Annotated in this window: 19 protein-coding genes and 4 tRNA genes; 18 read left to right on the forward strand and 5 right to left on the reverse strand. The window is 54.9% G+C overall.

Annotated features, from left to right (window positions below):
* Positions 1–22: 22 nt before the first annotated feature.
* Positions 23–1507: a guanosine-5'-triphosphate,3'-diphosphate diphosphatase gene (gene gppA, locus IB226_RS20685; protein ID WP_192236878.1), complete on the reverse strand. Its 1485-nt coding sequence runs from the start codon at positions 1505–1507 to the stop codon at positions 23–25.
* Between the two features lie 7 nt (positions 1508–1514).
* Positions 1515–2810 carry an ATP-dependent RNA helicase RhlB gene (gene rhlB, locus IB226_RS20690; RefSeq protein ID WP_110867909.1) on the reverse strand — a complete coding sequence of 432 codons (1296 nt, stop codon included), beginning with the start codon at positions 2808–2810 and terminating at the stop codon, positions 1515–1517.
* 117 nt (positions 2811–2927) lie between these two features.
* On the opposite strand from rhlB, the gene trxA reads away from it, so the two are divergent.
* The 18 genes from trxA to IB226_RS20780 all read left to right on the forward strand — a co-directional run bounded on the left by trxA (position 2928) and on the right by IB226_RS20780 (position 18520).
* On the forward strand, positions 2928–3260 hold the full coding sequence (gene trxA, locus IB226_RS20695) for a thioredoxin TrxA (protein WP_008105741.1): 333 nt from the start codon (positions 2928–2930) through the stop codon (positions 3258–3260).
* Between the two features lie 345 nt (positions 3261–3605).
* Positions 3606–4865, forward strand: coding sequence for a transcription termination factor Rho (gene rho, locus IB226_RS20700; protein WP_008105744.1), 1260 nt, complete (start codon positions 3606–3608; stop codon positions 4863–4865).
* 278 nt (positions 4866–5143) lie between these two features.
* Entirely contained in the window at positions 5144–6217 is a 1074-nt protein-coding gene (wecA, locus tag IB226_RS20705; protein ID WP_110867910.1) for a UDP-N-acetylglucosamine--undecaprenyl-phosphate N-acetylglucosaminephosphotransferase, read from the forward strand.
* A gap of 34 nt (positions 6218–6251) precedes the next feature.
* Complete coding sequence (gene wzzE / locus IB226_RS20710) at positions 6252–7301, forward strand: ECA polysaccharide chain length modulation protein (protein WP_101763774.1); 1050 nt, start codon at positions 6252–6254, stop codon at positions 7299–7301.
* A gap of 10 nt (positions 7302–7311) precedes the next feature.
* A complete protein-coding gene (wecB, locus tag IB226_RS20715) occupies positions 7312–8436 on the forward strand; it encodes a non-hydrolyzing UDP-N-acetylglucosamine 2-epimerase (RefSeq protein ID WP_101763773.1) in 1125 nt (374 codons plus the stop codon).
* A gap of 2 nt (positions 8437–8438) precedes the next feature.
* Entirely contained in the window at positions 8439–9698 is a 1260-nt protein-coding gene (gene wecC, locus IB226_RS20720; RefSeq protein ID WP_192236879.1) for a UDP-N-acetyl-D-mannosamine dehydrogenase, read from the forward strand.
* On the forward strand, positions 9695–10771 hold the full coding sequence (rfbB, locus tag IB226_RS20725) for a dTDP-glucose 4,6-dehydratase (RefSeq protein ID WP_192236880.1): 1077 nt from the start codon (positions 9695–9697) through the stop codon (positions 10769–10771). Before wecC ends, rfbB begins: the two co-directional genes overlap by 4 nt.
* Before the next feature lie 22 nt (positions 10772–10793).
* Positions 10794–11675: a glucose-1-phosphate thymidylyltransferase RfbA gene (gene rfbA / locus IB226_RS20730; protein ID WP_101763770.1), complete on the forward strand. Its 882-nt coding sequence runs from the start codon at positions 10794–10796 to the stop codon at positions 11673–11675.
* Positions 11653–12351, forward strand: coding sequence for a dTDP-4-amino-4,6-dideoxy-D-galactose acyltransferase (rffC, locus tag IB226_RS20735; RefSeq protein ID WP_192236881.1), 699 nt, complete (start codon positions 11653–11655; stop codon positions 12349–12351). Before rfbA ends, rffC begins: the two co-directional genes overlap by 23 nt.
* Positions 12348–13478, forward strand: a complete 1131-nt coding sequence (gene rffA / locus IB226_RS20740; RefSeq protein WP_192236882.1) for a dTDP-4-amino-4,6-dideoxygalactose transaminase — start codon at positions 12348–12350, stop codon at positions 13476–13478. The genes rffC and rffA overlap by 4 nt, the downstream gene beginning before the upstream one ends.
* Positions 13478–14731 (forward strand): lipid III flippase WzxE, encoded by a 1254-nt coding sequence (wzxE, locus tag IB226_RS20745; protein ID WP_192236883.1) that lies wholly within the window; start codon positions 13478–13480, stop codon positions 14729–14731. The genes rffA and wzxE overlap by 1 nt, the downstream gene beginning before the upstream one ends.
* Positions 14728–15798 (forward strand): TDP-N-acetylfucosamine:lipid II N-acetylfucosaminyltransferase, encoded by a 1071-nt coding sequence (locus IB226_RS20750; protein WP_192236884.1) that lies wholly within the window; start codon positions 14728–14730, stop codon positions 15796–15798. The genes wzxE and IB226_RS20750 overlap by 4 nt, the downstream gene beginning before the upstream one ends.
* On the forward strand, positions 15795–17138 hold the full coding sequence (gene wzyE, locus IB226_RS20755; RefSeq protein WP_192236885.1) for an ECA oligosaccharide polymerase: 1344 nt from the start codon (positions 15795–15797) through the stop codon (positions 17136–17138). Before IB226_RS20750 ends, wzyE begins: the two co-directional genes overlap by 4 nt.
* Before the next feature lie 28 nt (positions 17139–17166).
* Entirely contained in the window at positions 17167–17901 is a 735-nt protein-coding gene (gene wecG / locus IB226_RS20760; RefSeq protein WP_192236886.1) for a lipopolysaccharide N-acetylmannosaminouronosyltransferase, read from the forward strand.
* 159 nt (positions 17902–18060) lie between these two features.
* A tRNA-Arg gene (locus IB226_RS20765) sits at positions 18061–18137 on the forward strand.
* 90 nt (positions 18138–18227) lie between these two features.
* A tRNA-His gene (locus IB226_RS20770) sits at positions 18228–18303 on the forward strand.
* A gap of 16 nt (positions 18304–18319) precedes the next feature.
* Positions 18320–18406: transfer RNA gene (locus IB226_RS20775), tRNA-Leu, on the forward strand.
* 37 nt (positions 18407–18443) lie between these two features.
* A tRNA-Pro gene (locus IB226_RS20780) sits at positions 18444–18520 on the forward strand.
* Between the two features lie 565 nt (positions 18521–19085).
* Here IB226_RS20780 and IB226_RS20785 read toward each other — a convergent pair.
* The 3 genes from IB226_RS20785 to hemY form a co-directional block, all read right to left on the reverse strand.
* Complete coding sequence (locus IB226_RS20785) at positions 19086–19463, reverse strand: MarR family transcriptional regulator (protein ID WP_101763763.1); 378 nt, start codon at positions 19461–19463, stop codon at positions 19086–19088.
* On the reverse strand, positions 19460–19828 hold the full coding sequence (locus IB226_RS20790; RefSeq protein WP_101763762.1) for a DUF6516 family protein: 369 nt from the start codon (positions 19826–19828) through the stop codon (positions 19460–19462). Before IB226_RS20790 ends, IB226_RS20785 begins: the two co-directional genes overlap by 4 nt.
* A gap of 159 nt (positions 19829–19987) precedes the next feature.
* Positions 19988–21184 carry a protoheme IX biogenesis protein HemY gene (hemY, locus tag IB226_RS20795; RefSeq protein WP_192236887.1) on the reverse strand — a complete coding sequence of 399 codons (1197 nt, stop codon included), beginning with the start codon at positions 21182–21184 and terminating at the stop codon, positions 19988–19990.
* Position 21185 lies beyond the last annotated feature (1 nt).

Consider the following 21185-nt stretch of genomic DNA (forward strand, 5'->3'; position numbering starts at 1 on the left):
AGGACAGCCAGCGCAATCCCAATCAGGAAATCGTCAGTAACCAGTGCACGTAGGACTGATAATGACTCTCCTGCTCTAACAGCTCAGAACGCAGCGGATGCGCTTCGCGCCAACCGGTCGGCAACGTCAAATGCAGTGCATCATCATCCGCCTGTAAACGCACGGCAGGCAAAGTGTCATCGCGACGACGACTTGAGAAGATAATCGCTAAGCGTAGCAAACGACTTAAACGCTCCGCCATGCGCGGCGGTACGGCGTTTTGCTGGGTCAGCAAGGCTAAATCGATGCTGCCGCTTTGGTTCTGCAGCAGGCAAGCCAGCATTTTTTTCTGCGCGGGAGTGAAGCCAGGAAGATCGAGATGACGAATCAGGTAAGCGGCGTGTTGCGGTGCCTGGCGGAAATCGACGCTCAGGCCAATTTCGTGGATAGAACAGGCGCTAAGGAGTAGATCGCGACATCGGTTATCCAGCTTCCAACTGCTGCTCACCTGACGGAAGAAACTTTCCGCCAACTGACGTACGCGACCGGCCTGGTCAATATCAATGGCAAAACGACGCTGCACGTTCTGCAATGTGCGGCTGCGGATATCACGATCCACCGGCAGATGCAGCATGCCATACACTAAACCTTCGCGCAGTGCGCCGCCGGCTAGCGTCATGCCTTCAATGCTGAGTTCCTGGAAGATAGCGATGAGAATCGATAAACCGCTCGGGAACACTAAGGCGCGCTCCAGCGTCAATCCTTCAATTTCCAGCTCTTCCAACTTGCCGCACTGAATCGCGCGCTGTTTCAGCTGTTGCAGTTTGCTTAGGGTGATGCGCTCATCCATGCCCTGCGCCATCATAATTTCCTGCAACGCTTGTACGGTGCCCGACGCTCCGACGCAGATTTGCCAGCCTTTTTCGCGCAGCGCAGCGGCCACCGGACGGATCATCTCGCGCGCGGCCAGTTCGGCCTGCTCGAAATTCTCTTTGGCCAGATGACGGTCGCTGAAGTAGCGTTCAAGCCAGGTTACGCAACCCATCGACAAGCTGAACAGCGTGGTGGCATGTGAACCTTCGCCAGTCACCAGTTCGGTGCTGCCACCGCCGATATCGACCACTAAACGCTGATCGGAACCGCCGGTGGTATGCGCTACGCCCTGATAAATCAGGCGTGCTTCCTCTTCGCCGCTGATGACATTCACCGCGCAGCCAAGAATGTGTTCAGCCGTTGTGAGGAAATCCTGCGCATTTTCGGCAAGGCGCAGCGTGGCGGTTGCCACCACGCGGATTTGTTCCGGAGGAATATCCTGCAGCTGTTCGGAGAACAACCTCAGGCACTGCCAGCCGCGTTGCATCGCCTCAGCGGAGAGGTGATTCGCTTTGTCGAGGCCAGCCGCCAGACGCACTTTGCGCTTTATCCGCGCGACGGTCTGAATGCTGCCAGACACCTCGCGCACCACCAACATATGAAAGCTGTTAGAACCTAAATCAATCGCTGCATAAAGTGACGATGCGCTTAGCATGGTGTGCTTAACCCGAACGTTTACGGTTGCTATTGCGCGGCGCGCCGCTCCGACGGTTACTGTTGTTCCCGCCACGGCGTGGGCCGTTACCCGAGCGGCTGCGTTGCAGACGTTTCGGCGGTGGCAGTTCGCTCATCAGCGCATCGCTGTTGTACTTGCTGACCGGAATACCGTGACCAATATACTCTTCGATTGCCGGCAGGTTCAGCGCGTACTCTTCGCACGCCAGGCTGATGGAGTGACCGCTGGCACCCGCGCGGCCAGTACGACCAATACGGTGAACGTAGTCTTCACGATCGTCAGGCAGATCGTAGTTGAACACATGCGTGACGGCAGGAATGTGTAAACCCCGTGCCGCGACGTCGGTGGCAACCAGGATATCCACATCGCCTTTGGTGAAGTCATCGAGGATACGCAGACGTTTTTTCTGCGCTACATCACCCGTCAGCAGACCCACGCGATGACCATCGGCAGCCAGATGGCCCCAAATGTCTTCACAGCGGTGCTTGGTGTTCGCAAAGATAATGGCGCGATCTGGCCACTCTTCTTCTACCAGCGTCTGCAGCAAGCGCATTTTCTCTTCGTTTGAAGGGTAGAAAAGCTCTTCTTTAATGCGGTGGCCGGTTTTCTGCTCGGGTTCCACTTCCACGTATTCGGCGTTGTTCATGTGCTCAAACGCCAGTTCACGCACGCGGTAAGACAAGGTTGCAGAGAACAGCATACTCAGGCGTTGGGTGGCCGGCGGCATGCGGCGGAACAGCCAACGAATGTCTTTAATAAAGCCGAGATCAAACATGCGATCGGCTTCATCCAGCACAACAACCTGAATCGCGCCCAGGTTGACATGGTTCTGCTTGGCGTAGTCAATCAGACGTCCGGTGGTGCCCACCAGAATATCGACACCATCAGCCAGCACTTTCAGCTGTTTATCGTAGCCGTCGCCACCATAAGCCAGGCCCAGCTTTAAGCCAGTGACCTTGGCTAACGGTTCTGCATCGGCATGAATTTGTACGGCGAGCTCACGCGTCGGGGCCATGATCAGCGCACGTGGCTGATTGATCTGGCGACCTTCTGCGGCAGGATGAGAAAGAAGATAATGAAACGTTGACGTCAGGAACGCCATCGTTTTGCCGGTACCGGTTTGCGCCTGACCCGCAACATCACGCCCTGAAAGCGTAAAAGGCAATGCGAGCGCCTGGATAGGCGTGCAGTTAGAAAAGCCTTTGGTATCAAGGGCTTCTACCACCTGAGGGTGCAGGGCGAAGTCGGAAAACTTCTGTTCAGTTAAGTGTGTTTTGCTCATAGTGTGGTAGAATATCAGCTTACTAGCGCTTTACGAAAGCGTATCCGATGAAATAAAGTCAACCTACGTTGGTATCATTTCCGCCAATTCGCCAGGCGCAATCTTTTGGAGTTAAACATGAGCAGCGATAAGATCGTTCACTTGACCGATGACAGTTTCGACACAGACGTACTGAAAGCAGACGGTGTCACTCTGGTAGATTTCTGGGCTGAATGGTGTGGTCCTTGCAAAATGATCGCCCCAATTCTCGACGAAGTCGCAGAAGAGTACGAAGGTAAACTTACCATCGCTAAGTTGAACATTGATGACAACCCGGGTACAGCGCCAAAATATGGCATCCGCGGTATCCCAACTCTGCTGCTGTTCAAGAACGGTGAAGTGGCGGCAACCAAGGTTGGCGCACTGTCTAAAGGACAGTTGAAAGAGTTCCTGAACGCCAACCTGGCCTAAGCCCGGCGCGGTGTTTGTTCGGCAGTGGTGAATTTTTTCGCCACTGCTGGACGTCTCACTTTAAGCGTGTTAAGTTAATTTCACTGCATTACGCTCTTACCTTGTAGTTTGCATCTAAGTTTTCCCTTGTCAGACCCTACTCGCAATGAACGTTATCGTGGTTTGGCAATCTGATGACTAGCACATTCGGCATCATCTTTCGACTGTCTCCTCGTTTCCTATCGCCACATCTGACGATAATCGTCGAGCTGAGTTGAAAAAGAGCCATTAACAGGCATGGAATTTTTGCCATACCACTCACGACAATCATTTCGAGAATTACCCCGAGTTTAAGAACCCATCACTATGAATCTTACCGAATTAAAGAATACGCCGGTTTCTGAGCTGATTACCCTCGGCGAAAATATGGGGCTGGAAAACCAGGCGCGTATGCGCAAGCAGGATATTATTTTCTCTATCCTGAAACAGCACGCAAAAAGCGGCGAAGACATCTTTGGTGATGGTGTGCTGGAGATATTGCAGGACGGATTTGGTTTCCTCCGTTCTGGAGATAGCTCCTACCTCGCCGGTCCCGATGATATCTACGTCTCTCCTAGCCAAATCCGCCGCTTCAACCTCCGCACTGGTGACACCATTTCTGGCAAGATTCGCCCGCCAAAAGAGGGTGAACGCTACTTTGCGCTGTTGAAAGTTAATGAAGTTAACTATGACAAGCCGGAAAACGCGCGTAACAAGATTCTGTTCGAAAACCTTACGCCGCTGCACGCCAGCAAGCGTATGCGTATGGAACGCGGTAATGGCTCGACTGAAGATCTGACCGCACGCGTACTGGATCTGGCTTCTCCGATTGGTCGTGGTCAACGTGGTCTGATTGTGGCGCCGCCGAAAGCGGGTAAAACCATGCTGCTGCAGAACATCGCGCAGAGCATCGCCTACAACTATCCAGATTGCCTGCTGATGGTGCTGCTGATTGACGAACGTCCGGAAGAAGTGACCGAGATGCAGCGTCTGGTTAAAGGTGAAGTGATCGCTTCGACCTTTGATGAGCCAGCGTCACGTCACGTGCAGGTTGCTGAGATGGTGATCGAGAAGGCCAAGCGCCTGGTTGAGCACAAGAAAGATGTGATCATCCTGCTTGACTCCATCACGCGTCTGGCGCGTGCCTACAACACCGTGGTTCCAGCATCAGGTAAAGTGCTGACCGGTGGTGTGGATGCTAACGCCCTGCATCGTCCGAAGCGTTTCTTCGGTGCGGCACGTAACGTGGAAGAGGGCGGCAGCCTGACCATCATCGCGACCGCGCTGGTTGATACCGGTTCGAAGATGGACGAAGTGATTTACGAAGAGTTTAAAGGTACAGGTAACATGGAATTGCACCTCTCGCGCAAAATCGCCGAGAAGCGTGTATTCCCAGCGATTGACTACAATCGTTCCGGTACCCGTAAAGAAGAGCTGCTCACTACGCAGGAAGAGCTGCAGAAGATGTGGATTCTGCGCAAAATCATCCATCCAATGGGTGAAATCGACGCGATGGAGTTCCTCATCAACAAACTGGCCATGACGAAAACCAACGACGAATTCTTCGATATGATGAAGCGTTCCTAAGTTGCGATCGGCGAGTCGCTAAGCCAAGCGGTGATTCGCACAATATGCCAGGAAATATTGCTAACGCCACGTCTTAACGTGGCGTTTTTTATTTATGGGCATTAGGATTAGCGCAGTCAGGAAGCTTTTATATTGACTGTGACAGAGATTCGTTTGTTTTTTCAGCAATCAGACTTTTCTGTAGCAGAATTCGGAATAGGGATATACGGCAATGGCGGGTGTTTTGCATATTGTTGTCCACGATTTTAGCTGAGAGCATTAACGTGAATTTACTCACTATGAGTACTGAGCTTGGTTTAGTTTTTCTTTTTACTTTAGTGTTCCTGTTTTTTGCTCGCAAAGCAGCTAAAAAAATTGGGCTTGTGGACACACCAAACTCCAGAAAAAGGCACCATGGCGCCATTCCGTTAGTTGGCGGCATTTCCGTGTACGCGGGAATCTGCTTCGCTTTTGCCATTTCAAATTATTATCTGCCGCACGCGATGCTGTATCTGAGTTGCGCGGGCGTATTGGTGCTGGTTGGCGCACTGGACGATCGCTTCGATATCAGCGTAAAAATTCGCGCGCTGGTGCAGGCGGCGGTTGCCATCGTGATGATGGTCGGCGCCAAACTCTATTTGCTCAGTCTGGGCTTCATTATCGGGCCGGTTGAGTTAATTGTCGGTCCCTTTGGCTACGTATTGACGCTATTCGCCGTATGGGCCGCCATCAACGCGTTCAATATGGTGGATGGGATTGATGGCCTGCTTGGCGGCCTCTCCAGCGTCACTTTCGCCGCCATGGGCATCATTCTCTATTTCGACGGCCAGACCAGCCTCGCCATGTGGTGCTTCGCGATGATCGCCGCCACCATTCCTTATATCCTGCTTAATCTCGGCTTGATTGGCCGTCGCTACAAAGTGTTTATGGGCGATGCCGGCAGCACCATGATCGGTTTCACCATCATCTGGATTCTGCTGGAAACCACCCAAGGCCTCAGCCATCCGATCACGCCCGTCACCGCGCTGTGGCTGATCGCGATTCCGCTGATGGATATGGTGGCGATTATGTATCGCCGTTTGCGCAAAGGCATGAGCCCGTTTTCCGCTGACCGCCAGCACATCCACCATTTAATTATGCGCGCCGGATTCACGTCACGTCAGGCGTTCCTGCTGATTACCGTCGCCGCCGCGCTTCTGGCGGGTATTGGTGTGCTCGGCGAGTATCTGGCTTTCATCCCGGAATGGGTGATGCTGGTGCTGTTCATGATGGCATTCCTCCTTTATGGCTATTGCCTGAAACACGCATGGCGCGTGGCGCGCAAAATCCGTCGCATTAAACGTCGCTGGCAAAGCAGCGAAGATAAAAAATAAATTACCCAGAAAGTACCCTGATAAGGATTTTGTTATGACCTCTGTCGTTGTGGAGAACGAACTGGATATACGTGGCCTTGGCTGCACACTCTGGCGTGGTAAACGCTGGATTATCGGTCTGGCGCTGCTGTTTGCGCTAGTTGCCTGGTTAGCATCGATGTTAATGAAGCAGGCGTGGAGCACCACGGCGGTGACCGATCGTCCAACGGTCAATATGCTGGGTGATTTCTTCGTACAGCAGCAATTCCTCAATAATCTGGATGTGCGCACCAATACGCTCAATCTCAGTTCGCCAGCGCCGACCGTGATGGATGAGGTTTATCAGGAGTTCACCATGCAGCTGGCATCATGGGATACGCGCCGTGATTTCTGGCAGCAGACCGAATACTTCAAAAGCCGCAAAAGCGGTAACGCGCACAACGATGCGGCGCTGCTCGACGACCTGATCACCAACATTCAGTTCACCGCTGCCGACCCGGCGCGCAATATCTTAGATAACATTAAGCTGGTGGCCGAAACCGCCAGCGATGCTAACAATCTGCTGCGTCAATATATTGCCTACGCCAGCGAGCGTGCGGCGCGTCATCTTAATGCGGAGCTGAAAGGCGCCTGGCAGGCGCGCAGCGTGCAGTTGGCGTCGCAGGTTAACCGCCAGCAGGAAGTGGCGCAGGCGGTATTTGAACGTCAACGTCAGCGCATCGAGCAGGCGCTGAAAGTGGCGAGCGAGCAGGGGATTAAAGAGAACCGCGCGCCGGCAACCGGCGAAGCGCTGCCAGACAGCGATCGTTTCCTGCTGGGTCAGCAAATGCTGCAGGCGCAACTCGACACCTTGCAAGCCAGCGGGCCTGCTTACGATTTAAGCTATGATCAAAATAAAGCGATGCTGAGTACGCTGCAGGCCGGTCCGCGTCTGGATAAACAATTCCAGACTTACCGCTATTTGCGCACCCCGGAAGAGCCGGTGTCGCGCGATAGTCCGCGCCGCCTGTTTATGATGATTATGTGGGGCGTAATTGGCGCGCTGGTCGGTGCGGGAGTGGCGCTGGTGCGTCGTCCGCGTTCAATGTTAGCAACGAGCCATTAAGAGAAGCCACGTGAAAGTTCTGACGGTATTTGGCACGCGTCCTGAAGCGATCAAAATGGCTCCGCTGGTGCAGGCGCTGGCGCAGGATGCTGCGTTCGAGTCACGCCTATGCGTCACCGCACAACATCGTGAAATGCTCGACCAGGTGCTGCGTTTGTTCCAGCTGCAGCCTGATTATGATCTGAATATCATGCGCCCGGAACAAGGACTGACGGAGATCACCAGCCGCATTCTGCAGGGCATGAAAACCGTACTCGCTGATTTCCAGCCGGATGTGGTGTTAGTGCACGGCGATACCACCACCACGTTTGCGGCCAGCCTGGCGGCGTTTTATCACCAGATTCCGGTGGGTCACGTAGAAGCGGGATTGCGTACCGGCAACCTGATGTCGCCGTGGCCGGAAGAGGCCAATCGCACGCTCACCGGCCATCTCGCCAGTTATCACTTCACGCCCACGCAAAATTCGCGACAAAATTTGCTGCGCGAGAATCTGCCGGATGCGCGCATTTTCGTGACGGGCAACACGGTGATTGATGCGCTGTTGTGGGTGCGTGATCGCGTGCTGGACGATGCCGATCTCAATGCCCGCCTCGCCGCGCGCTATCCGTTCCTCGACGCTGACAAAAAACTCATTCTGGTTACGGGTCATCGCCGCGAAAGTTTTGGCGACGGCTTTGAACGCATTTGCAGTGCGCTGGCGCAAATCGCGCGCCAGCATCCGCAGGTGCAAATTGTCTATCCCGTGCACCTCAATCCCAACGTCAGCGAGCCGGTTAACCGCATTCTCAGTGGCATCGAGAATATCATCCTGATTGAGCCGCAAGAGTATCTGCCGTTTGTCTGGCTGATGAATCGCTCATGGCTGATTCTCACCGACTCCGGTGGCATTCAGGAAGAAGCGCCGTCATTAGGCAAACCGGTGCTGGTGATGCGCGATACCACCGAGCGTCCGGAAGCGGTGGAGGCAGGCACGGTGAAACTGGTCGGCACCGATATCAGTAAAATTGTCGCTGAAGTCAGCCTGCTGTTGCAGGACGATGAAGCCTGGCAGGCAATGAGTCGCGCGCACAATCCGTATGGCGATGGCCATGCCTGCGCGCGCATCTTGCAGGCCCTAAAACAACACAGAGTGTAACCATGCGTTTTGAAACCATTTCCGTTATCGGACTGGGCTACATTGGGCTGCCAACGGCAGCCGTTTTTGCCTCAAAGGGAAAGAAAGTCGTTGGGGTGGATATTAATGTCCGCGCCGTTGAAACCATCAATCGTGGCGATATCCATATCGTGGAACCCGAGTTGGGTGATGTGGTGCGCGAAGCCGTGCGTGCCGGTCATCTACGTGCGACTACACAGGCCGAAGCCGCCGATGCATTCCTGATCGCCGTGCCCACGCCGTTTGTCGGCGACCATCAGCCGGATCTCAGCTATGTGCAGGCCGCGGCGCTGTCGATTGCACCCGTGTTAAAAGCGGGCGATCTGGTGATCCTCGAATCGACGTCGCCGGTGGGCGCCACCGAGCAAATGGCGGAATGGCTGGCGGCGGCGCGTCCCGATTTGCGTTTCCCGCAGCACGGTGATGCGTGCGATGTGTTTATCGCTTACTGCCCGGAGCGCGTTTTGCCCGGCAAAGTGATGGTTGAACTGCTGGAAAACGATCGCGTCATTGGTGGCATGACGCCAGCCTGTTCCGCACGCGCCAGCGAGCTGTACCGCATTTTCCTGCGCGGCGCGTGTGTGGAAACCAATGCGCGTACCGCCGAGATGTGCAAATTGACAGAAAACAGCTTCCGCGATGTGAATATCGCCTTTGCCAATGAGCTGTCGCTGATTTGCGCCGAGCAGGGCATCAACGTGTGGGAGCTGATAGCGCTGGCGAATCGCCATCCGCGCGTCAACATCCTGCAACCCGGACCGGGCGTCGGCGGGCACTGTATCGCCGTCGATCCGTGGTTTATCGTGGCGCAGAATCCAGAACAGGCGCGACTGATTCGCACCGCACGTGAAGTGAATGATGCCAAACCGGGCTGGGTGCTGGATCAGGTAAAGCAGGCGTTAGCAGAGTGCCTCACCGCCAGCGGAAAACGCGCCAGCGATGTCACCATTGCCTGCTTTGGTCTGACCTTCAAACCGAATATTGACGATCTGCGCGAAAGTCCGGCGATGAGCGTCGCCCATCGGATTGCCGAGTGGCACAGCGGCGCAACCTGGGTGGTTGAACCGCATGTGGAAGACATTCCGCAACGTCTGGCGCACGAAGCCACGCTGGTTGCCACGGACGTAGCGCTGCAGCAGGCGGATATTCTGGTGATGTTGGTTGATCACGCACAGTTCCGCGCGATTGATGCGGCCCAGATTGCCCAGCCGTGGATTGTTGATACCAAAGGCGTTTGGCGATGAAACAGTTTCTGGTGACCGGCGGGGCAGGATTTATCGGTTCTGCGCTGGTACGTTTTCTGCTTGAAAACACCGAACACCGCGTGGTGGTGGTCGATAAGCTAAGCTATGCCGGCAATCTGGCGTCGCTGGCGCCGGTGCAACAGAATGCACGTTTCGCCTTCGAACAGGTGGATATTTGCCATCGCGCTGAGCTGGATCGCGTCATGGCACACTATCAACCGGATTGCATTATGCATCTGGCGGCAGAAAGTCATGTTGACCGCTCGATCGATGGACCTATCGCCTTCATCGAAACCAATATTGTCGGCACCTATCAGCTGCTGGAATCGGCGCGTCATTACTGGAATGGCATGGCAGATGAACGCAAAAAAGGCTTCATTCTGCACCATATCTCCACTGATGAAGTGTTTGGTGACCTGCACGGTAGCGACGATTTCTTTACCGAAACCACGCCGTATGCGCCGAGCAGCCCCTATTCGGCGACCAAAGCCAGCAGCGATCATCTGGTGCGCGCCTGGCTGCGCACCTACGGTTTGCCGGTCATCATCACTAACTGCTCCAACAATTACGGACCGTATCATTTCCCGGAGAAGCTGATCCCACTCACCATCATTAATGCGCTGGCGGGCAAACCGCTGCCAGTGTATGGCAACGGCAGCCAGATACGCGACTGGCTATATGTAGAGGATCACGCGCGGGCGCTGTATAGCGTGGTGAGCAGCGGCAAAGTAGGGGAAACCTACAATATTGGTGGTCATAACGAGCGACGTAATCTTGAAGTGGTGGAAACGCTGTGCGATCTGCTGGATGAGTTGGCGCCGCAGCAGCGTGCACCGCACCTGAGCCGCTACCGTGACCTGATTACCTTTGTTAGCGATCGTCCCGGCCACGACCAGCGCTACGCCATCGACGCCAGTAAAATTGAGCGTGAGCTGGGTTGGACGCCGCAGGAAACCTTTGAGAGCGGCATTCGTAAAACCGTGCACTGGTATCTGGCAAACCCGCAATGGTGGCAGGCAATTCTTAACGGCAGCTATCGCGGTGAGCGTCTGGGATTAGCCACGCCGCGTTAAACGCACTTCAGAAGGAGCAGCGATGAAAGGCATTATTTTAGCCGGAGGTTCGGGCACGCGTTTGCATCCGATTACCCGCGCCATCTCGAAACAGCTGTTGCCGGTATATGACAAACCCATGATTTACTATCCGCTGTCGGTACTGATGCTGGCAGGGATTCGCGAAATTTTGATCATCACCACGCCAGAAGATCGCGCCCATTTTGAACGCTTACTGGGCGACGGCAGTGAATTTGGGATTCAGCTAACCTATGCCGAACAACCCCGCCCTGATGGGCTGGCGCAGGCATTTATCATTGGCGAAAGTTTTATTGGTGACGATCACTGTTGTCTGGTGCTGGGCGACAATCTCTATTTCGGCCAGGGTTTCAGCCCCAAGCTGAAGAAAGTGGCCGCGCGCAGCAGCGGCGCGACCGTCTTTGCTTATCAGGTGATGGATCCGGAGCGTTTTGGCGTGGTGGAGTTTGATGACGACTTTAACGCGCTCTCCATTGAGGAAAAACCGCAGCAGCCGAAATCGCGCTGGGCGGTCACCGGACTCTATTTTTACGACAACCGCGTGGTGGAGTTCGCCAAACAGGTGAAACCTTCCGAGCGCGGTGAGCTGGAAATCACCGCCATCAACCAAATGTATCTCGATCAGGGCGAGCTGGCGGTGGAGTTGCTGGGGCGCGGATTTGCCTGGCTGGATACCGGCACGCACGACAGCCTGATTGAGGCGAGTATGTTTGTGCAGACGGTGGAAAAACGGCAGGGCTTTAAAATTGCCTGCCTGGAAGAGATTGCATGGCGTAACGGCTGGCTGAGCGATGCCCAGCTTTTAGCCGCGGCTCAGGCGCTAACCAAAACCGGCTACGGCCAGTATCTGCTGGATGTTCACAATGCCCGTCCGCGTCAATATTGATTCCCTTACGTGGGAAAATGAGTTCTTCGGTCAGAACAGCGCGCGCTTATCGCTGGATGGCGATTTGACGCTGGCCGAGGCCCTTCAGCAGCCGTATGCGCTGTGGCAAGTGAAGGTGCCCGCTGAACGCGTTGATGCCATCGATGCGCTGAGCCAGCATGGTTTTCAGTTAGTGGAAGGCGAAGCTGACCTTTCCCTCAGCATCAAACATACCGAGCGGCAAGTTGGCGTGCGCATTGCGCGGGAAGCACAAATCCCGGCACTGCGTGAAGCGGGTGCGCAGGCGTTTAGCCAAAGTCGCTTCCGCGCGCCGTGGTTTGCTGCGGCGGACAGCGGACGTTTCTACGCGCAGTGGATTGAAAATGCGGTGCGCGGCACCTTTGATAATCAATGTCTGGTGGCCTGCGATGAGCAGGGCGCGCTGCAAGGTTTCGTCTCGATGCGCGAAGTGGACGGCGACATGCGCATCGGTCTGCTGGCGGTATTGCCCGCCGCACAAGGTTGCGGCGTCGGCCAGCGCCTGCTGCTTGCTGCCGCCGACTGGGGCCGCGTGCGTCAGCTAACGCATCTGCGCGTGGCGACCCAGCTCAGCAATCTCACGGCGATGCGCCTCTATTTACGCAGCGGTGCGCGGCTGGAAAGCACCGCTTACTGGTTCTACAGGAAAGCCTCATGATCCCATTTAATGCGCCGCCGATTGTCGGCAGCGAAGTTGAATATATGCAGTCGGCGATGGCCAGCGGCAAGCTGTGCGGCGATGGCGGCTTCACTCGCCGCTGCCAGCAGTGGATGGAACAGCATTTCGGCAGCAAAAAAGTGCTGCTGACGCCATCCTGCACCGCGTCGCTGGAGATGGCGGCGCTGCTGATTGATCTGCAGCCTGGCGATGAAGTGATCATGCCGAGCTACACCTTCGTCTCCACCGCCAACGCCTTTGTGCTGCGCGGCGCGACCATTGTGTTTGTCGATGTGCGCCCCGATACGCTAAATATCGATGAAACGCTGATTGAAGCGGCGATCACGCCGAAAACCCGCGCCATCGTGCCAGTGCATTACGCGGGCGTGGCCTGCGAGATGGACAGCATCATGGCGCTGGCGGCGAAGCATAAACTCTATGTTATCGAGGATGCCGCGCAAGGCGTGATGTCGCAGTACAAAGGACGCGCGCTCGGCACCATTGGTCACATTAGCTGCTTTAGCTTTCACGAAACTAAAAATTACACCGCCGGCGGTGAAGGCGGCGCAACGCTGATCAATGACGCGAAGCTGGTGGATCGTGCCGAGATCATTCGTGAAAAAGGCACCAACCGCAGCCAGTTTTTCCGTGGTCAGGTAGATAAATATACCTGGCGCGATATTGGCTCCAGCTATTTGATGGCGGATTTGCAGGCGGCCTATTTGTGGGCGCAGCTGGAAGCGGCGGAGCAAATTAATCAGCAGCGTTTGCGTTTGTGGCAACGCTACTACGATGCGCTGCAGCCGCTGGCTGCTGCCGGCCGTATTGAGCTGCCGGTAGTGCCAAAAAATTGCCGCCACAATGCACATATGTTCTACATCAAGCTGCGCGACAGCGACGATCGTCAGGCGCTGATCAACTGGATGAAAGAGGCGGAAATCCTCACGGTGTTCCATTACATCCCGCTGCACTCGTCGCCAGCGGGTGAACGTTTTGGCCGCTTCCACGGTGATGATGCCTTTACCACGCGTGAAAGCGAGCGCCTGCTGCGCCTGCCACTGTTCTACAACTTATCGGATAACAACCAGCGTACGGTGATCAGTTCGCTGCTGAGTTTCTTTGCCTGATGTCATTAGCAAAAGCATCAGTCTGGACCGCTTCTTCCACGCTGGTAAAAATCGTTGCTGGCCTGCTGGTGGTGAAACTGTTAGCGATAAGCTTCGGACCCGAAGGGATCGGGCAAGCCGGTAACTTCCGCCAGTTGATTACTGTACTCGGCGTATTGGCGGGCGCGGGCATCTTCAACGGCGTCACTACGTTAGTCGCGCAACATCAGCAACAGCCACAACAACTGCGCGCGGTGACCGGCACGGCTTCGGCGATTGTGCTCGGTTTTTCAACGCTGCTGGCGCTGGTGTTTTTGCTGGCGGCAACGCCCATCAGCACGGCGCTTTTTGGTCATGCTGAATATGCCAACGTGGTGCGCATTGTCGCCTTTCTGCAGCTCGGTATTGCCTGGGCCAATCTGACGCTGGCGTTGCTGAAGGGCTTTCGCGATGCGCGCGGCAATGCGCTGGCGCTGATTGCCGGAAGTATCGTCGGCGTGCTGGGTTATGTGCTGTGCTGGTGGCTGGGCGGCTATGCTGGTGCGTTAGTGGGGTTGGCGCTGGTGCCGGCGCTGCTGGTGTTTCCGGCGTTGCTGATGCTACGTCGCCATCGCGATCGGCTGCCGCTGAGCTGGCTGATGCCAGGCTGGCATCCTGACCTGGCGCGCAATCTGGCGAAGTTTACGCTGATGGCGCTGATCACCTCATTCACCTTGCCGGTGGCGTGGGTGATGATGCGAAATCTGCTGGCCGAGCAGCAAGGTTGGGCGCAGGTCGGTTTATGGCAGGGCGTGACCAGTATTTCCGATGCCTACCTGCAATTTATCACCGCCACCTTTAGCGTCTGGCTGCTGCCCACGCTGGCGCGGCTGGAGCAGAAACCGCAAATCGCCCGTGAGATTGGGCGTGCGCTGCGCTTTGTGTTACCTGCCGTCGCAGCGGCCAGTTTCTGCGTATGGCTGCTGCGCGATGTCGCTATCTGGCTGCTGTTTTCGCCGCAGTTCAGCGCGATGCGTGACCTTTTCATCTGGCAGTTGTGCGGTGATGTGTTTAAAGTCGGCGCCTATGTTTTCGGATATCTGGTGATCGCCAAAGCGTCACTGCGCTTCTATATTCTGACGGAAATCAGCCAGTTTGCGCTGCTGACCGGTTTTTCCCATTGGCTGATTCCGCTGCACGGGACCGCCGGAGCCGCGCAGGCTTACATGGCAACCTACGTTCTCTATTTCGCCCTGTGTTGTGGCGCCTTCATGATTTATTGCCGGAAAAAATGACGACTTTTCACGTATTGGGATCGGATATCCCGCATCACAATCATACGGTGCTGCGCTTCTTTAATGACGTGATGAGCGCCGAGCTGCCTGGCGCTACGCCGCGTCAGTTTATGGTGGTATCCAGCGCGCCCGAAACGCTGCAAGCGTATGCTTCATTGCAGATTGAAACCTTTGCCAGCAAGCGTGCGCTGGCGCAAGCGGTGGTGACGCGTGCTGCCGATCGTTCGCAGCGCTTCTTCTTTCACGGCCAGTTTAATCCCAGCATTTGGTTGGCCTTGCTGAGCGGCAAACTGCGTCGTCAGCAGGCGTTCTGGCACGTATGGGGCGCGGATCTCTACGAAGAAGGGCGCGGCCTTAAGTATCAGCTGTTTTATCTGCTGCGCAGAATGGCGCAAGGGCGCGTGGCGCGCGTGTTTGCGACGCGCGGTGATTTGCACCATTTCCAGCAGCGTCATCCGCGCGTTCCCGCCTCGCTGCTCTATTTCCCGACGCGCATGCCGGATGTGGCGCTGCCTGCGCCAATGGAAAGCCCCGATTTCACTATTCTGCTCGGTAACTCCGGCGATCGCAGTAATCGTCACATTGCCGGTTTAGAGGCGATTCGAGCCCAGTTTGGTGAACAGGTGAAAATCGTCGTGCCGCTCGGTTATCCGCAGAATAATCACGCTTATATCGATGAGATTGCCGCCGCCGCACAGCGCCTGTTCCCGGCGGGGCAAGTGACGCTGCTGCGCGACAAGATCGACTTTGATGCCTATCTGACATTGCTTAGCCGCTGCCAGCTCGGCTATTTTATGTTCGAGCGCCAGCAAGGCATTGGTACGCTTTGCTTGCTGATTCAGGCCAATATTCCGTTTGTGCTGAACCGCAAAAATCCGTTCTGGCGCGATCTTAGCGAGCAAGGTTTGCCGGTGCTGTTTAGCGAAGATGCGCTGGATAGCACCAGCGTGGCCGAAGCGCAACGGCAATTAGCGCAGTGCGATCACTCTTCGATCGCCTTTTTTGCCCCCGGCTATCTGGCAGGCTGGCGCGACGCGCTAACCCTGAGTGAAAGGGAGAGAACATGAGCCTGATGCAGTTTAGTGGTCTGCTGGTGGTTTATCTGTGTTCGCTGGGTTTCATTCTGACCCTAACCTGGCGGGAATTTAAACGGGTGCGCTTCAACTTCCACCTGTTCTTCACCATTCTGTTTTTGTTGACCTTCTATTTCGGCTTCCCGCTGACCAGCGTGCTGGTATTCCGCTTTAACGTGGCGGTGGTGCCGCCGGAATATCTGCTGCAGGCGCTGCTGGCCGCTACCAGCTTTTATGCCATCTATTACGTTAGCTACAAGGTGCGGCTGCGGCCGGCCAATGCGCCTGCGCGCAAACCCTGGCTGCAGATGAACCGGGTTGAAACCCATCTGACCTGTCTGCTGCTGGCGCTGGTGGCAATTGGCACCGTGACGGTGTTCTTTATGCACAACGGCCTGCTGCTGTTCCGGCTTTCGGCTTACAACCAGATCTTCTCCAGCGAAGTGTCCGGCGTGGCGCTTAAACGCTTCTTCTACTTCTTTATTCCGGCGATGCTGATTCGCTACTTCCTCAAGCCAACCCAGCGTCAGTGGCTGTGGTTTTTGCTGGTGTCGGTGGCATTTGGCTTGCTGACCTACGCGCTGGTGGGCGGCACGCGCGCCAATATCATTATCGCGTTCGCGCTGTTCTTGTTTATTGGCATTACGCGCGGCTGGATCACGCTGTGGATGCTGGTTGGCGCCGGTGTGATGGCGATTGGCGGTATGTTCTGGCTGGCGTTGCGTCGCTATAACCTCGACGTGGTGGGCGATGAAGCGTTTTACACCTTCCTTTATCTAACACGCGACACCTTCTCGCCGTGGGAAAATCTGGCGCTGTTACTGCAAAACTACGACAAGATCGATTTTCAGGGGCTGGCACCGATTTGGCGCGATTTCTACGTGTTCATTCCCAGCTGGATGTGGCCGGGACGTCCAACAGCCATTCTCAACAGCGCTAACTACTTTACCTGGGAAGTGCTGAATAACCATTCCGGCTTGGCGATCTCGCCCACGCTGTTGGGTTCGCTGGTGGTGATGGGCGGCGTGTGGTTTATCCCAATCGGTGCGGTGGCTGTCGGACTGCTGATGAAAGGCTTCGATAACCTTTATCTTTATGGCCGCGATACCAGCAATCGTTACAGCGGGGCGATTTTGCAGAGTTTCTGCTTCGGCGCGGTGTTTAATATGATCGTGCTGGCGCGTGAAGGGCTGGATGCTTTCGGCTCGCGCGTGGTGTTCTTTTGTCTGATTTTTGCGGCCTGTATGTGGGCGGCTAAATTGCTTTACTGGCTGTTGGCGCGCGCGGGGTTGATTCGTCCGCGCAGCGAGCCGGTTTTACACAGCCCTTCTTAACCTTTGGGCACAACGGGAAATTCATACCATGGAAACCGATAAGCCGCGCTATAGCCTGCGCGGAGTCGATCTTCACGCCTTCAACGATATGGCGAGCTTTCTGCGCTTTCTGCTGCCCGAGGGTAAACCGCGTTGCGGCACGCTGGTGGCGATGAATGCCGAGAAAATGCTCACGCTGGAAGAAGATGCGCAGCTACGCGCACTGATCGCTGAGGCTGAGTTCAAATATCCGGATGGCATCAGTATCGTCCGTTCGCTACGTAAGAAGTATCCTCAGCTGCAGGTGAACCGCATTGCAGGCGCGGATTTATGGGAAGCGTTGATGGAGAGTGCAGGGCGTAGCGGCATTCCGGTGTTTCTGATTGGTGGACGTCAGGCGGTGCTGCAGGAAACCTGCGACAAGCTGCGCCGAGAGTGGAATGTGAATATCGTTGGCAGTCAGGATGGTTACTTTGCGCCTGAAGCGCGCGACGCGCTGTTTGCCCGCATCGCCGCGAGTGGTGCGCAGATTGTCACGGTGGCGCAAGGTTCGCCGCGCCAGGAGCTGTTGATGCGTGATTGCCGCGCCCATTGGCCGCATGCGCTCTATATGGGCGTTGGTGGCACTTACGATGTGTTTACTGGGCACGTTAAGCGCGCGCCCGTTTGGTGGCAAAAGTCCGGACTGGAATGGCTTTATCGCCTTATTCGTCAGCCTTCGCGTCTGCGTCGCCAATTAAAGCTGCTGAAATACTTACGCTACCACTGGCGGGGCGACCTCTGAAATTGCTGGTTTTTCCAGCGAAAATGAGAGGGTAAGCGCCTCAAACTGCTGTAATTATCGATGGAATGCACAAAGCGTAATCAAACGCGTTTTTTTTCTAAAAAAGGGCTGGACAGTATGAGGTCAAGCCCGTAGTATGCCCATCCGCAACGGCGCTACGCGCCCGTAGCTCAGCTGGATAGAGCGCTGCCCTCCGGAGGCAGAGGTCTCAGGTTCGAATCCTGTCGGGCGCGCCATTTAGTTTGTGCGCAAGAGCTTCGGTGGTTGGTTAGACCGCGTTATGCAGTGAATTAGTAAGCGAAACACGCTTACGCACCAGAATTATGGTGGCTATAGCTCAGTTGGTAGAGCCCTGGATTGTGATTCCAGTTGTCGTGGGTTCGAGTCCCATTAGCCACCCCAGATTTTGCTCGGTCACGCGATGGTGGCGGAATTGGTAGACGCGCTAGCTTCAGGTGTTAGTGTTCTTACGGACGTGAGGGTTCAAGTCCCTCCCTTCGCACCAGGCAAAATTACGCTGTAGCGTTAAAGAAGTAAAAAATCGGCGAGTAGCGCAGCTTGGTAGCGCAACTGGTTTGGGACCAGTGGGTCGGAGGTTCGAATCCTCTCTCGCCGACCATATTCGAAAAGCCTGCTTGAAAAAGCAGGCTTTTTTCGTTTGTATCCGCCATTCATATTCTCAACTCTTCCCATCATTTCCTTTGAGCGTAATTCCGCACATTGTCGCTATTTAGATACATATAAATCATTGATATATATGGACATGACAATTCCTTGCATAGCTTGTCGTTCTGCGGAGACAGCTTATTGAGTGATCGTCGCGTTTTACCGACAGTGGCTAACACCGGGATTGTGGCAGGGACTATATCCTGTTGATATTAATTAGCTTATTGCACGTGCTGCAACTTTGGCACGTCTTGTGCAATAATCTACCTGTAGATGCTCATTCCACCTCTTATGTTTGCTGATGCTACATAAACCTGGGAATGATGCAGAGCCCCTTACGGCATCCGTTGTCCAGCCTGGCAGTATTTGCGCACGCTTTACTGCAGTAAGAAGGACATTACGTTGAGTCGGATGCCATCAGTTGTCTTAACGACCTGATCTTACACCTGCTTATGGCAGGTGTTTTTTTGTCTGTAATATGGCGAAGGGTAGATTCGGCTTCGGAACGCAAGGTTCAGTTAAGCCGCTTCGGGTTTTGCGATGAGTTCACTGGTCACGCGTATATCGAACTCAGTGAAAAGTGCGGTAGGAATTTTTTTTTTGCCTATCTTTTTCAGGCTCACAAAGCCGTGACCTTCCAACGTTTTCAGCGTCGCAGACAGATTACTGACTCGACGTCCCGAAAGCTCCGCCAGCTCTGTAACGGTCTGAGGTTTGCGCTCGTGCATAAGCTTGAGAAGTAGGATGTTCTCATTGCTAAGCACCTGCGCAATCGCGTTAACGGACGCAAACCAAACTTTGGGTTCATCAGCCTCAGGTTTGTACTGCCCACTCGCAATGCTCATTATTCGATTACGCATATTCTCTGGAGAAATAATGCCGATGAGCGCTTTCATGATTTACCCTCTTTTTCACCAATGATTTTGTCTACATTTTCCAGAAAGTCTTCGAGCAGTTGGCTGGCCGAAACAAAGAAATAGGGCTGCCCAGAATCAACAGAGGTTTTATGCAGATGGTCATAAACCGTCCATTTACCTGAAAAACCTCTCTTCGGCGGCTTAATGGCATGAGCGTTATCTATGCCGAAGATGCGGGTGTTGTAATTGTTATGGAAGGTAAGATTGTACCTTATGCCATGCGGCCTGAACTTCGACGGTGCTTCTTTACGAACCTCAATTTTCCACCAATATCCGCTCTCATAAGTAAATCGATATCCATCCATGTCGATCAGCGTATTTAATCCGTAGTCTTCATCATCCATATACTTATGACCCAATCATAACAAATCAATGTTGCTGTGTAAAATTTCATCAGACCCACACGGTAATGATCGAAACAGATCAGGATATTGATTAGCGATAAATTGCAGGCAAAAAAAGCCGGGACAAGCCCGGCGTGCACAAAAGTAACAATCGTAAAATCAGGCGCTGGGATTGGTCTTCAGCGTAAGTAGCAGGCCTTCACGACGCATTTTGGCAGCGTCTTCCGGACGATGCAGGCGGTCGTAAACATCGGCCAGCCAGGCATAATCAAACGCATCCGGACGCTGCGCCAGCGCTTGCTGGAACGCTTCTGCTGCCTGCTGCCATTCCCCATGACGCATCAGCAGCTGACCCAGCGTGCTATGGAGCAGCGGCGTGGCGCCATGCTGTTTAATCTGCTGACGCAGCGCTTTTTCCAGAGATTGCGGATCGCCACTTTTAATACGCGGCATAAGTAATACCAGACGATCGTCATATTGACGTTTCAGACCTTCCAGCACGATGCTCTGTGCGGTATCCGGATCGTCACACTCAATCAAATGTTCTGCCATAGCCACCTGCAAGGCGGTTTCCTGACGCGTTTTGCGGCTCTGGTTTTGCCACCATTTCTTCAAACCGTCGCTGCCTTGATCGGCCATCGCCTGGTTCATCAGGCCCAGCCAGGCTTGCTGCTGCAAGGCATCGCGCTGTGCTTCATCATTGATCTGCACTTTCTGCATCGCAGGCAGAATGTCGAGCAATGCGCCCCATGCGCCGGTACGAATATAGGCTTGTTCTGCCAGACGCAACACTTCCGGATGGCGCGGCGCGACTTCCAGCAGGCGATCAACGCCATGGCGTGCCGCATGATCTTCGTTGCGCGCCAGTTGCAGACGTACGCGTGTGATTTCAACCGGAATCGTGTCATTCACCGACAGCTCAGAAGCGCGCTCCAGATGCTGATTAGCACGGATTTCGTCACCGCGTTGCTGTGCCGCTTCGGCAGCCAGCAAGTAGTTTGCCACTGGCTGATCGGCGTGGTCGGCATTTTTCGACAGCAGTTTTTCGGCCTGTTTAAAGTCACCTTCCGCCAGTTTCATCAGCGCGCTTTGCGTGTGACGCTGCGCGCTACGGCGCTTGCGGCCGGTGAACCAGCCGCGTGTGCGTGCGCCGGTACGGAATAGGCGACGCAGAATCCATTCCACCAACAAAATCACCAGCAGGCTGAGGATCAAGATGATCGCCAGGCCGGTTACGCTGGTTTCAATGTTCCAGTTGTCGGTTTGGATCAGCACGTAGCCCTGATGGCCGGCTACCATCGGTCCAACCACAATGCCCGCAATCAGCAGCAGGAAAAGCACCAATACTTTCAGCATG

This window comes from Pantoea sp. PNT03, from assembly GCF_014852515.1.
Taxonomy (GTDB): Bacteria; Pseudomonadota; Gammaproteobacteria; order Enterobacterales; family Enterobacteriaceae; genus Pantoea; species Pantoea leporis.

Coding starts and splice junctions, on each gene's coding strand:
- wzzE (WP_101763774.1), top strand. CDS start 6,252: ATGACCTCTGTCGTTGTGGAGAACGAACTGGATATACGTGGCCTTGGC.
- gppA (WP_192236878.1), bottom strand. CDS start 1,507: ATGCTAAGCGCATCGTCACTTTATGCAGCGATTGATTTAGGTTCTAAC.
- rffA (WP_192236882.1), top strand. CDS start 12,348: ATGATCCCATTTAATGCGCCGCCGATTGTCGGCAGCGAAGTTGAATAT.
- hemY (WP_192236887.1), bottom strand. CDS start 21,184: ATGCTGAAAGTATTGGTGCTTTTCCTGCTGCTGATTGCGGGCATTGTG.
- wecG (WP_192236886.1), top strand. CDS start 17,167: ATGGAAACCGATAAGCCGCGCTATAGCCTGCGCGGAGTCGATCTTCAC.
- IB226_RS20790 (WP_101763762.1), bottom strand. CDS start 19,828: ATGGATGATGAAGACTACGGATTAAATACGCTGATCGACATGGATGGA.
- rfbA (WP_101763770.1), top strand. CDS start 10,794: ATGAAAGGCATTATTTTAGCCGGAGGTTCGGGCACGCGTTTGCATCCG.
- wzyE (WP_192236885.1), top strand. CDS start 15,795: ATGAGCCTGATGCAGTTTAGTGGTCTGCTGGTGGTTTATCTGTGTTCG.
- rhlB (WP_110867909.1), bottom strand. CDS start 2,810: ATGAGCAAAACACACTTAACTGAACAGAAGTTTTCCGACTTCGCCCTG.
- IB226_RS20785 (WP_101763763.1), bottom strand. CDS start 19,463: ATGAAAGCGCTCATCGGCATTATTTCTCCAGAGAATATGCGTAATCGA.
- wecC (WP_192236879.1), top strand. CDS start 8,439: ATGCGTTTTGAAACCATTTCCGTTATCGGACTGGGCTACATTGGGCTG.
- wzxE (WP_192236883.1), top strand. CDS start 13,478: ATGTCATTAGCAAAAGCATCAGTCTGGACCGCTTCTTCCACGCTGGTA.
- rffC (WP_192236881.1), top strand. CDS start 11,653: ATGCCCGTCCGCGTCAATATTGATTCCCTTACGTGGGAAAATGAGTTC.
- rfbB (WP_192236880.1), top strand. CDS start 9,695: ATGAAACAGTTTCTGGTGACCGGCGGGGCAGGATTTATCGGTTCTGCG.
- trxA (WP_008105741.1), top strand. CDS start 2,928: ATGAGCAGCGATAAGATCGTTCACTTGACCGATGACAGTTTCGACACA.
- IB226_RS20750 (WP_192236884.1), top strand. CDS start 14,728: ATGACGACTTTTCACGTATTGGGATCGGATATCCCGCATCACAATCAT.
- rho (WP_008105744.1), top strand. CDS start 3,606: ATGAATCTTACCGAATTAAAGAATACGCCGGTTTCTGAGCTGATTACC.
- wecA (WP_110867910.1), top strand. CDS start 5,144: ATGAGTACTGAGCTTGGTTTAGTTTTTCTTTTTACTTTAGTGTTCCTG.